The following is an 11,952-nucleotide window of genomic DNA, read 5'->3' as shown; positions in this document are numbered from 1 at the left end:
CACTTGGAAGCCTTGCAATCATGGGTGATGCAGATCATTCTGTTCATCCTTCTCGCTTTTGTACTGGATATGGTTTTACCAGATACCGATATCCGCAAATACGTCAAGCTGGTCATGGGGCTCATGCTGCTCCTGTTATTCCTTAAACCAGTTTTCGCATTATTCCAGGTAGATTCAACGAGAGCGGTGCAAGAAGCAATGGAAGGCTTTGCTGCTTTGACAGACGCCCCCTCGATAGAAAATTCAATAGAAGAGAAGAAAAGTGAAATAGATTCCGTACAGCGCGCATATATTGAGGAACAGATGGCTGTCCAATTGAAGGACCAAGCAAATCCAACGCTGCAAGAGAAGTTTCATATGCAAATTACAGACATCGCAGTGGCCTTTAAGGAGGGAGAGGATGAGGAAACGACCGAAGCAATCGATTCCATCCAAGTAACGGTGCAGGATACCGACCAGGGATTACCGGAAGGAGAAATCAGCGACGTCGTCATCGACAGTTCCCGTCCTATCGAAGCAAATGAACAGACCGAGGACATGGAGAGAGTGAAATCCTATCTGGCCGAAATCTGGGAGCTTGAAGATCTGCCACTTGAGGTCACCCAAAAAGGGGGGACAGGATGAAGAAATTACTAGACAAGCTTTCCGAACAGTGGAAGCTGAAAGATTCCCAGAATAAGAAACCGACAAAGCTTGGATATTTGGTCATTGTCGGACTGCTAGGTGCTTTGCTTTTACTCGTAAGCGGCTTATTCACGGGACAGAAGGAGCCAGATGGACAAAACACCAAGCAGATTCAAAATGAATCAGCAGCAGAAACAGAAGAGACTTTCGCAAAGAAAGAAACCGACGCTTCTTCGGCTTCGACTACAGATTTGGAAGCAGCGTACGAGCAAGACCTGGTCGGCCTGCTGGAAAAAATCAAAGGTGTTTCCGAAGTGGAAGTAATGGTCAATCTGAACAGCACCCATCAGAAGATTTATGAAAAAAATCTGATCATCGGCCAGCAGACATCCGAAGAAACCGACCAAAATGGCGGCGAACGGGTAGTGGAGGATGAAAATGAGGAACAGCAGGTAGTGCTCGTCAGACAAGGAGATCAAGAAGTGCCGCTGCTGGTTGAAACAAGAAAGCCAGAAGTGAGAGGGGTGCTTGTTGTTGCAAAGGGGACAGAACAAGCAACAGTTCAGGAATGGGTTGTGGAAGCTGTATCACGAGTGCTGGATGTACCGACACATCGAATTTCGGTCATGCCGAAAAATTAAGGGGGAATTGGGATGTTGAAGAAACAAACAGTATGGCTATTGACGATGCTGAGCTTGCTGATCGTATTAAGTGTCTATTATATGACTTCTCCGAACGGGGACGAACTGGCTTTTATAAATGATAAAGCGGATGAAAGTGGGACGAGCACAACAGCCGGCGACTCTGGGGAAACTGGTTCCAAAGAAGAAGGAGAAGCCGATGTAACGACTGAACCGGCTAATGTAGATGAACTATTTGCCAGCATCCGGATGCAGACAATGGATCAGCGAAGCGAAGCAAAAACGAGACTTGAAGAAATTGTTGCCAGCTCTTCCACAAGCACAGAAGAAAAGAATGAAGCAGTCAGCCAAATCGAACTGATGGAGCAATTCGCATCGAAAGAGTCCATCCTGGAAGAATCAATCATTGCAGAGAAAGGCTATGAGGAAGTGCTTGTCCGGGCAGAAGATGGACATGTACAGGTTACCGTAAAAGCCGACAAAATGACAGCACAAGAAGCCAATAGCATCATGCAGATGGCTGCAGATGAATTCGCAGGTGCCAACGTGGATGTAAAATACATTCCGCAGAAATAACCAGGGAGGAGCATTCATGGAATGCTCCTTTTTCTATAGGAGGGTGTTTAGTACGATTTTGTTTAGAGTGGTGGTATGCTAGGGTATGATTAGCAGCAGGCTATACATAAGCAGGGAGAAGGCGTAAGCAGTGAAGACAGTATTCAGTTATATTAAACCTTATTGGCTCATAATCGTAACTTCATTGGTTTTTATCATGATGGAGCTTTCCGTTGAACTTGTGCAGCCATTTCTTTTGCAAAAGCTCATTGATGACGGCATTGCCGCTGGCAATAATGGACTTGTAATCGAGCTGGGCCTGGGAATGGTGGCCATTGCAATTATAGGATTCGGAGCTGGAATCATCAATATTTTCTTTGCCGATCATCTTGGTCAAAGTGTTGGAAAAGAGCTGCGGGATCAAATGTATGAAAAGGTCCAGCAGGCGGAGCTTCAGGATATCCAGCATTTTGGCACCAGTACACTCTTAACCAGACTGACAAATGATGTCAACCAAATTCAGCTTACTATTGTCATGTTCTTCCGTTTCATGATCAGGGCACCTTTCCTGATTATCGGAGGAACCGTTATGGCATTTGTAGTGAATGCCAGGATTGCACTTATACTACTGATTGTCATTCCTATTCTGCTGATTTTTCTGCGTTTCATCATGAAACGGAGCATCCGTTATTTCGGGACTGTGCAGCGCGGTGTGGATAAAGTTAATCATGTGATGCGTGAAAACCTTGTCGGGCTCCGGCTTATCAGGATTTTTGCCCGAGAGGAGCATGAACAAAATCGCTTTGAGCAGGCTAGCAATGAGCTGCGTCAGAATATGCTGAAAGCATTTCGCTATACGGAATTGTCGGTACCTTTGCTCACTTTGGTGATGAATATCGCTATTTTGGCCATTTTATATATTGGCGGCATACAGCAGCAAACGAATGTCGGCGATATAGTTGCGATCGTTAACTATGCAACAAGGATTACAGGAGCATTGAGTGTTGTCGGCATGCTGATTACGTTTTATGCACGGGCAAAAGCATCCAGCACACGAATTGCTGCAATTCTGGAATTGGATCCTCCTTCAGATGATGGAGAGACGACATCTGAAACTTATCGCGGAAAGATAGACTTAGAGCAGGTAAGCTACAGATATCCAAATGGTAAAGTACCGGTCATTGAAGATTTCACGATGAAAATCAATCCTGGTGAACGTGTCGCTATATTAGGGGAAACAGGCTCCGGCAAATCAACTTTATTGCATCTTATGATTGGTTTATACGAACCTGACAACGGAAGAGTATTGGCAGACGATACACCTTTATCTAGCTTGGACAGCAGGTCTTTTCGCCGACAAGTCGGTTTCGTTTCCCAGGATGTCCAATTATTTTCTGGTACAATCCGGGAGAATATCGCCTGGGGAGTACCTGATGCAAGCGATGAAGCAATTATACGTGCTGCAAAGGATGCGCAAATTTATGGCACGATTAACAAATTGCCAGATAAGCTGGATACCAAACTCGGGCAAAATGGAATCAATCTTTCGGGCGGACAAAAACAGCGGCTTACGATTGCGAGAGCATTGCTGTTACAGCCGTCACTTCTTCTATTGGATGATAGTACAAGCGCTCTGGATTTGCAGACAGAACGCAAACTATTGGAGGTGCTCAAGCGCTACCACTGTACGACGGTACTTGTCACACAAAAGCTTAGTACAGCGATGCAGTGTGATCGGATCTTAATCGTAGAAGAAGGAAAGCGAACTGCATATGGCACAGCAGATGAGCTTTTGGAGCAATCAGAGCTGTTCCGTGAGATTCGGGCTTCCCAGCAGCAGAGGGAGGCGACATTATGAAAAAGTTATCGGAAGCGTTCAGATATAAACGGCCGGCATATAATGCAAACGCTCGTAAACAGAAAGCAAAAGTAGAAAATCCTAAAGATACTCTGCTAAGAATTTGGCAATACATGCTTCACGAGAGACGTCTGCTTTTCAGTACGCTAGGTATGATTATTGTAAGCTCTATTCTGGCGTTGGCTGGTCCTGTCATTCTGGGGCATATCGTTGACAGATTTGTAAGTGGGGATTATACGGCCGGATATCTTCTGCAGCAATTGAGCTGGCTGCTGCTGATTTATTTCACTGTTGCTGTCATGACATTTTTGCAAGGCTACTGGATGATCACCATCTCGCAAACAGCTGTGTACTCGATCAGGAAGGATCTTTTTGTCCATCTGCAGAAATTGAAGCTTGCTTTCTTTGATAAGCGGCAGCACGGAGAGCTTATGAGCCGGATGACGAATGATGTGGATAATATTTCGACGACGCTGAATACGTCGATGGTTCAGATCGTATCCAGTATCATTACCTTTATCGGTATACTCGTTGTAATGGTCATGCTTAGCCCAGTACTTACGATCATCACGCTGCTCGTTGTACCCATCATGTTCATCGGCATCAAATGGATCACTAACCGAACCCGGCATGCTTTCAGAACACAGCAGCAAGCTGTCAGCAGTGTGAACGGTTTTGCAGAAGAAAGTATATCCGGCCAGGCAGTCATTAAAGCATATGCTCAAGAGAGCAAAGTGACGGATATTTTTCGCAATAAAACAGAACAACTGCAGCATGCGGGATTCTGGGCTCAAACTTTTTCCGGCTTCATTCCGAAGTGGATGAATATGCTGAATAACATTAGTTTTGCGGTCATTGCCGGCGCTGGTGCTCTCCTTATTGGGTATGGACGTGCGGGTATAACTGTAGGGACGATTGTCATCTTCCTGGAATACTCAAGGCAATTCACTCGGCCGTTGAATGACTTGGCGAACCAATTTAATTCCTTGTTCTCGGCTCTTGCCGGTGCAGAACGGGTTTTTGGGATTTTGGACGAGCAGGAAGAACACGAAGAAACGGCGAAACAAACAGTATCTGAACTTCGAGGAGATATACGCTTTGAGAATGTGACATTCACGTATGAAGGAGAACCTGCCTTGAAGGATATCAGTTTCTCTGTTCAGTCGGGGCAAATGGCAGCATTCGTCGGCCCAACCGGATCTGGGAAAACAACTATCATGAATTTGATTGCTGGTTTTTATCAGCCTGATCAAGGGCAGGTAACAATAGATGATAACCCGCTTCCTGAGCTGGATTTTGACAGCTACCGTAATCGAATCGGCGTTGTCTTGCAGCAGGATTTCTTGTTCAAAGGTACTATCCTTGAGAATATCCGCTATGGTAAATTGGATGCTACAGATGATCAAGTGATAGAAGCAGCCAAAGCAGCCAATGCTCACCGGTTCATTACCAGACTTCCGGAAGGATATGAAACGGTAGTGGGGCAGGATGGCGGCGGTCTTAGTCACGGGCAGCGTCAGCTGCTGTCCATTGCCAAAGCGTTATTGAAGGATCCGGATATCCTCTTGCTGGATGAAGCAACATCCAGTATTGATACGATTACAGAACTCAGGATCCAGCAAGCTATGAAAGTGTTGATGGAGGGGCGTACAAGTATTGTAGTGGCGCATCGACTTAATACAATCGAACAGGCCGACAAGATATTTGTGCTGCAGGATGGCGAAATTAAAGAACAAGGGAGCCATCATGAGCTGATGGAGCAAAAAGGCTTCTATTCTGCACTGCAGAATGAGAAAACACAGCATGCTTCGAGCAGCTGATACTCCCCGATTAATCGTAGGTGTTGCGATTTTTTTAACGTTTGCGTAAAATATGTTAGTGATTAAATCTGTAGGAATCATTTTGCAGGACCATTGTAAAGGAGTGCCAATATGCTTAAATTAGAAGAATTGAAAGAACTTATCACCTTAATTGACCAATCTTCAATAGATGAATTCGATTATGAAACTGAAGGGGAAAAAGTCTCCCTTCGCAAAAACAAAGAAGTTGTACAAGTTGCAGCGGCACCAGCGCCAGTTCAGCCGGCCGTAAGTGCTCCGCAGGCACCAGTATCTGCTGCGCAGCCTGAGCCAGCAGCGCAAGCTCCAGAAGCAGCTGCAAAGAATTATGATTACGAAATCACATCATTGATGGTCGGTACTTTCTACAGCAAACCAAATCCTGATTCTGATGTTTTCGTAAGCGTCGGTGAGCGAGTGGAGAAAGATACAGTTGTATGTATCGTGGAAGCGATGAAACTATTCAATGAAATCACTGCAGACGTATCTGGTGAAATCGTAGAAGTACTAGTGGAAAACGGAGAGCTTGTTGAATATGGACAACCTCTGTTCAGAGTGAAGGCTAACTAAGGGGTTGACTCGTTGTGATTAAGAAATTATTGATTGCCAACCGAGGTGAGATTGCTGTCCGGATTATCCGTGCCTGCAAAGAGATGGATATAGAGACGGTCGCAATCTATTCGGAAGCAGACAGAGAAGCATTACATGTACAGCTGGCGGATGAAGCCTATTGTGTCGGTCCGGCAGCAAGTAAAGAAAGTTACTTGAATTTCTCGAATATCATTAGCGTAGCGACGCTGACTGGTGTCGATGCAATCCATCCTGGATATGGATTTTTAGCAGAGAACCCAGATTTTGCAGAGCTATGTGCCGAATGCAACATTACATTCGTTGGTCCTAGTGCGTATGCCATCAACAAGATGGGAACAAAGGACGTTGCTCGTGAAACGATGCGGGAAGCTGGTGTTCCAGTAGTGCCCGGTTCAAACGGTATCGTTGCAGACGCAGAAGAAGGCAAGCAAGTTGCAGAACAGATTGGCTATCCAGTCATCATCAAAGCGACAGCTGGCGGAGGCGGTAAAGGTATCCGAATCGCCCGTACGGAAGAAGAACTTGTAAAAGGAATCAGTGTTACGCAGCAGGAAGCAGCTACAGCTTTCGGCAACCCTGGTGTCTACTTAGAGAAGTACATAGAAGATTTCCGTCATGTGGAAATCCAGGTGCTTGCGGATAACCATGGCAATGCTATCCATCTTGGGGAACGTGATTGTACGGTACAGCGTCGTATGCAGAAGCTGATCGAAGAATCTCCTTCTCCAGCAGTTTCACCGGAAATCCGAGCGAAAATGGGTGAAGCAGCAGTGAAAGCAGCCCTTGCGGTTGATTATTCTGGTGCTGGTACAATTGAATTCATTTTTGATCGTAAAGATCATACATTCTATTTCATGGAAATGAATACACGTATTCAAGTGGAGCATCCTGTGACTGAGCTTGTGACAGGCGTGGATCTTATCAAGGAACAGATTCATATTGCCAACAATGAGCCATTACGTTATGCGCAGGAAGATATCACATTCAACGGATGGGCTATCGAGTGCCGTATCAACGCAGAGAATCCATTCAAGAACTTCATGCCTTCACCAGGTAAAATCGATCTTTACCTTGCACCAGGCGGTTTCGGTGTACGTGTGGACGGAGCAGCTTATCAGGGCTATTCTATTCCGCCATTCTATGACAGTATGGTGGCGAAGCTGATCACGTTCGGCAAAACACGTGAAGAAGCAGTTTCCAGAATGAAGCGCGCTTTGAGTGAATTTGCTGTCGAAGGTGTGCATACGACGATTCCGTTCCATTCACGTATGATGGAGCACCCGGTGTTTGTAGAAGGGGATTTCAACACGAACTTCCTTGAAAATTACACAATCATGGAGTAAATAACCTAAAGGATGTGAGATCTTTGCAGGAGCAATCCTTCGTATCGATTGGTCATAAGGGAGCACTTGGCAACGTCATGCTTTCACCTGCTGTGATTGAGGTGATTGCCGGAATTGCAGCAAGTGAAGTGAAGGGCGTTATGGCAATGAGGGGCGGCTTTGCCACTGGTGTGGCGGAAAAGCTCGGCAAGAAGGCACATGGTAAAGGTATCAAGGTTGAACTCACGGAACAAGGAGTGGCAATCGACGTCTTTATTACGGTCAGTGCCGATTGCAGGATGCCCGAGGTAGCCAAAGACATTCAGCAGCATATCCGTCAGGCGCTGCAGACGATGACGGCACTTGCGACCAAAGAGATCAATGTCCATATAGTAGGTATACAACTCGATCAAAAAGCGGACACTGTCGAATAGACTGTTTTCGCTGGAAAAGACCTTGGCTGGTTCGGCCCTGAGGTCTTTTCTTTTGTTCAAAGATAGATTTAAGCCTATATATCATGTTATGATTTGATGAGATGAGTTAAAAGGAGATAGAATATGAAACGACGTACGGCACGGGAAACTGCCTTCCAAGTCCTCTTCCAGATGGACATGAACGATATTCAGCCAGAAGAGGCTGTGGAAAATGTATTAGGAGAGCCTTTGCAGAATGCTTTTTTGGCCAGTCTTATTAATGGCGTAATCGAGCATAAAGCTGAAATCGATGCAAAAATTGCCGAGCATTTAGAGAATTGGTCATTCGATCGGCTAGCGAGTGTGGAAAAGACAGCATTGCGTATCGCAGTATATGAGCTTCTGCATCATTCAGATGTACCACAAGGCGTAGTCATCAACGAAGCGATCGAGATTTCGAATCTATTCGGAGATGAGAAATCGGGCAAATTCGTTAACGGCGTACTATCTAGAATTATCAAAAAATAAGGGAGCGGATGAGCATGACAGCAGAATTAATCTATGGAAAAGAACTTGCAGCAACGATTCGGGAAGAACTGAAACAAGAAGCAGCAGCACTGAAAGAACAAGATATTCTGCCTCATCTGACCGTTGTCTTAGTTGGAGACGATCCTGCCTCCAGATCTTATGTAAAAGGGAAAGAAAAAGCATCAGCCGAAATCGGTATCAGTTCTGATTTGATTGAACTGCCAAGTTCTACAACGCAGACGGAGCTGCTGGATCTTATTCAGCGTTTGAATTTGGATACGAATGTGAACGGCATTCTAGTCCAATTGCCTCTTCCGGCACATATCGACGAACAAGCAGTTATCGACAGCATTGATCCAGAAAAAGATGTAGATGGCTTCCATCCTGCCAATGTTGGCAAAATGATGCTTGGAGAAGATACATACTATCCATGTACACCATACGGAATCATCCAAATGCTGAAGTCGAAGGATGTTGAGATTGCAGGTAAAACTGCTGTCATCGTCGGCAGAAGCAATATTGTCGGCAAGCCGATCGGGCAGCTGCTTTTGAATGAGCATGCTACTGTGATTCATACGCATTCACGCACACCGGATCTTAGAAGCTTCACAAAACAAGCAGATATCCTTGTGGTGGCAGTAGGACGTGAGCATATGATCAAAGCAGAAGATATCAAAGAAGGCGCCATCGTCATCGATGTAGGTGTGAACAGGAATGCAGCAGGCAAGCTGACAGGAGATGTCGATTTCGAACATGCGAAGGAAGTTGCCTCTATCATAACACCAGTGCCGGGCGGTGTAGGTCCGATGACGATCACGATGCTGATGCTTAATACAATCAAAGCAGCAAGACGCCAAGCAGCAGCGGTAGTGTAAGGAGCAGGTAAAGTATGAGTGATGACCGTTATTTGACCGTGACTGCCCTGACACGCTATATGAAGCGGAAGCTGGAAACGGACAAACATTTGAAGGATATTTGGCTAAGGGCTGAAATATCAAACTTCAAGCACCACAGTCGCGGTCATATGTATATGACATTGAAGGATGATGGAGCACGGATACAATCTGTCATGTTTGCAAGTCAGAACAAAGGAATGAAATTTGTTCCCGAAAACGGAATGACCGTTTTGATCCGCGGAGAAATTGGCTTATATGAGCCGCAGGGCCAATATCAGCTTTATATTCAGCATATGGAGCCAGATGGAGTGGGAGCGCTGTATCAAGCTTATGAACAGCTGAAAGAGAAGCTGGAAAGAGAAGGTTTATTTTCTGCTGCTCACAAGAAACCGCTCCCAGCTTATCCGGAGCATATTGGAGTCATTACTTCCCCGACTGGTGCAGCCGTAAGGGATATTTTGACGACCATCAAAAGGCGGTATCCAATTGTTAAAGTGACGGTTCTCCCTGTATCGGTACAAGGTGATCGATCAGCTCCATCACTTGTGCAAGCTCTCTCTTATGCAGAAGAGCATGACTTTGACGTGCTGATCATCGGAAGAGGCGGCGGCTCGATCGAAGAGCTTTGGAGCTTTAATGAGGAAATCGTCGCACGCGCTATCCACCGGGTGAGTATTCCGATAATTTCCGCAGTCGGGCATGAAACGGACTTTACCATCAGTGATTTCGTTGCCGATGTCAGGGCAGCTACCCCGACCGGTGCAGCTGAATTGGCTGTTCCAGCCCGAGAAGAATTGCTGCACCGCTTAGCCCAGCTCTCAAACAGGATGCATTATGTTATCCGTCAAGGCTACACCCAGGAAGCAAACAGATTGGCAAAACTTCGAGGTTCCTATGCATTCCGCTATCCTGAGCAGCTTCTCAGGCAGAAGGAGATAGAGCTGGACAAGCTTTCCGATCGTCTAAGCAGAGCAGCTGCGACTGCGGTATCAGCACGACAGCAGCAATTTACCACTTTGGTTAATAGGCTTTCACTTGTTCATCCAGGAAAACAGGCGCAGAACTACGGACAGCAGCTAACTGCCCTGCAAGCCAGGCTGAAGCAAGCGATGGAAAAAAGGCATGAAAGCGAACAACAGAAGTTTCTGCATCAGATCAATAAGCTTTCTTTATTGAACCCATTGGAAACGATGAAGCGAGGATATAGTATCTCGTACAAACAAGATACCCTTCTAAAGAGCGTGAATCAGGTTACTAAAGGCGATGATGTGCAAATCCATCTGGAGGACGGCACAATAGATTGTATCGTCAAGGAAGTGAAGGAGGATACAAATGGCTGAGGAGAAAAAACAGAGCTTTGAAGAAGCAATGCAGCAGTTGGAAGAAATTGTGAGCAAGCTGGAGCAGGGGGATGTCCCGCTTGAACAGGCGATCGGCTATTACCAGGAAGGTATGAAGCTTTCCAAAATTTGTGGCGATAAGCTCGAACAAGTCGAGAAGCAGATGGTGGAAATCGTGAATAATGCCGGCGAAACCGAGCCATTCACTGTTCGGGAGGAAGAATAAGTGAATGAATTGTTGCAGGATTATTTGAAAGCAGAGCAGCACCGCTTAAACGAGTACATGATGAACTTGCTCGAAAAAGATAACATGCTACCAGACTCTCTAGCGCAATCTGTTTTATATAGCATGCGGGCTGGAGGCAAGCGGCTGCGTCCGATTCTTATGCGAGCAGCATTTGAATCCTTCGGCGGACATGGCGATAAAGTCCTTCCAGCCGCTGCTGCACTTGAAATGGTGCACACCTACTCGTTGATTCATGATGATCTGCCTGCAATGGATGACGATGATTACCGACGCGGACAGCTTACGAACCATAAGAAATTTGGGGAAGCAACAGCGATTCTTGCAGGTGATGCACTTCTTACAAGAAGTTTTTCTGTCATCGGGCAAGCTGCAGGGTTACAGCCAGAGGAAAAGGTATACCTGATGTCTTATTTATCCGAAGCTGCTGGGCCAACTGGCATGATTGCTGGACAAGCATTGGATATGGAAGCGGAAGATAAAGAAAGTACGCTTCATGAATTAGAGCAAATACATAATTTAAAAACGGGTAAGTTATTAACATATGCGATTGTTGCCGGAGCCTATTTAGCCGGGGCAAAACCGGAAAAACTTGAGCTGATGAAACAGTTCGGTACCTATATCGGTCTTATTTTCCAGGTTCAGGATGACATTTTGGATGTTACAGGTGACGCATCTGTCCTCGGAAAACCAGTCGGCAGTGACGAAGGGAATAAGAAGAGCACGTATCCAAAGCTGCTAGGACTTGACGGAGCAAAGGCGCAGATGGACAAATACGTCAGCTTGGCTCACCAGTGTCTGGAGCAAGCGGATATCAAGGATTCCAGATTGCATGAGCTTACCGTATATCTAAGTAGAAGGACGAGCTGACTGTTATTGATTGTAAGCTGCTAGCCAACTGTGATATATTGCTACTAGGAATATAGGACAGAACTGATACGTACGAACATAGAAAACGCCGTTATCACATATGTGCTAGCGGCTCTTTTTAAATAGGCTCCTGCACGGCCGAAGTGCAGAAAATGTCTGATATTGATGTAGGGGAGATAGAAACAGGGTATAAACCTACAGGATTGATTTCTTCGTCCGGCACAGAAATGTA

General features: G+C 45.8%; 13 protein-coding genes. All 13 read left to right on the top strand.

Annotated features, from left to right (window positions below):
* The first annotated feature begins 3 nt into the window (after nucleotides 1–3).
* The 13 genes from spoIIIAF to ACH6C1_RS09250 all read left to right on the top strand — a co-directional run bounded on the left by spoIIIAF (nucleotide 4) and on the right by ACH6C1_RS09250 (nucleotide 11,720).
* Nucleotides 4–624, top strand: a complete 621-nt coding sequence (gene spoIIIAF / locus ACH6C1_RS09310; RefSeq protein WP_374076547.1) for a stage III sporulation protein AF — start codon at nucleotides 4–6, stop codon at nucleotides 622–624.
* A complete protein-coding gene (spoIIIAG, locus tag ACH6C1_RS09305) occupies nucleotides 621–1,265 on the top strand; it encodes a stage III sporulation protein AG (protein WP_374076545.1) in 645 nt (214 codons plus the stop codon). The genes spoIIIAF and spoIIIAG overlap by 4 nt, the downstream gene beginning before the upstream one ends.
* A 12-nt stretch (nucleotides 1,266–1,277) precedes the next feature.
* Entirely contained in the window at nucleotides 1,278–1,841 is a 564-nt protein-coding gene (locus ACH6C1_RS09300; protein WP_095222557.1) for a SpoIIIAH-like family protein, read from the top strand.
* Between the two features lie 130 nt (nucleotides 1,842–1,971).
* On the top strand, nucleotides 1,972–3,678 hold the full coding sequence (locus tag ACH6C1_RS09295; RefSeq protein ID WP_374076543.1) for an ABC transporter ATP-binding protein: 1,707 nt from the start codon (nucleotides 1,972–1,974) through the stop codon (nucleotides 3,676–3,678).
* On the top strand, nucleotides 3,672–5,498 hold the full coding sequence (locus ACH6C1_RS09290; RefSeq protein ID WP_374077182.1) for an ABC transporter ATP-binding protein: 1,827 nt from the start codon (nucleotides 3,672–3,674) through the stop codon (nucleotides 5,496–5,498). The genes ACH6C1_RS09295 and ACH6C1_RS09290 overlap by 7 nt, the downstream gene beginning before the upstream one ends.
* Nucleotides 5,499–5,609: 111 nt before the next feature.
* Nucleotides 5,610–6,086, top strand: a complete 477-nt coding sequence (accB, locus tag ACH6C1_RS09285) for an acetyl-CoA carboxylase biotin carboxyl carrier protein (protein ID WP_366247132.1) — start codon at nucleotides 5,610–5,612, stop codon at nucleotides 6,084–6,086.
* 14 nt (nucleotides 6,087–6,100) lie between these two features.
* A complete protein-coding gene (gene accC, locus ACH6C1_RS09280) occupies nucleotides 6,101–7,450 on the top strand; it encodes an acetyl-CoA carboxylase biotin carboxylase subunit (RefSeq protein WP_095222561.1) in 1,350 nt (449 codons plus the stop codon).
* A gap of 23 nt (nucleotides 7,451–7,473) precedes the next feature.
* Nucleotides 7,474–7,863 (top strand): Asp23/Gls24 family envelope stress response protein, encoded by a 390-nt coding sequence (locus ACH6C1_RS09275; protein ID WP_176465695.1) that lies wholly within the window; start codon nucleotides 7,474–7,476, stop codon nucleotides 7,861–7,863.
* 123 nt (nucleotides 7,864–7,986) lie between these two features.
* Complete coding sequence (gene nusB, locus ACH6C1_RS09270) at nucleotides 7,987–8,370, top strand: transcription antitermination factor NusB (RefSeq protein ID WP_095222562.1); 384 nt, start codon at nucleotides 7,987–7,989, stop codon at nucleotides 8,368–8,370.
* Nucleotides 8,371–8,384: 14 nt separating this feature from the next.
* On the top strand, nucleotides 8,385–9,245 hold the full coding sequence (gene folD / locus ACH6C1_RS09265) for a bifunctional methylenetetrahydrofolate dehydrogenase/methenyltetrahydrofolate cyclohydrolase FolD (RefSeq protein ID WP_366247130.1): 861 nt from the start codon (nucleotides 8,385–8,387) through the stop codon (nucleotides 9,243–9,245).
* Nucleotides 9,246–9,259: 14 nt separating this feature from the next.
* The gene (gene xseA, locus ACH6C1_RS09260; protein WP_374076539.1) at nucleotides 9,260–10,606 is read left to right on the top strand and encodes an exodeoxyribonuclease VII large subunit; all 1,347 of its coding nucleotides are present in this window, start codon (nucleotides 9,260–9,262) and stop codon (nucleotides 10,604–10,606) included.
* Nucleotides 10,599–10,832, top strand: coding sequence for an exodeoxyribonuclease VII small subunit (locus ACH6C1_RS09255; protein WP_374076537.1), 234 nt, complete (start codon nucleotides 10,599–10,601; stop codon nucleotides 10,830–10,832). The genes xseA and ACH6C1_RS09255 overlap by 8 nt, the downstream gene beginning before the upstream one ends.
* On the top strand, nucleotides 10,833–11,720 hold the full coding sequence (locus ACH6C1_RS09250) for a polyprenyl synthetase family protein (protein WP_374076535.1): 888 nt from the start codon (nucleotides 10,833–10,835) through the stop codon (nucleotides 11,718–11,720).
* Nucleotides 11,721–11,952 lie beyond the last annotated feature (232 nt).

The organism is Terribacillus sp. JSM ZJ617, assembly GCF_044383785.1.
Lineage (GTDB): Bacteria > Bacillota > Bacilli > Bacillales > Amphibacillaceae > Terribacillus.
Note: the sequence above shows the minus strand (reverse complement) of the source record. Positions and strands in the feature narration are given on the sequence as shown.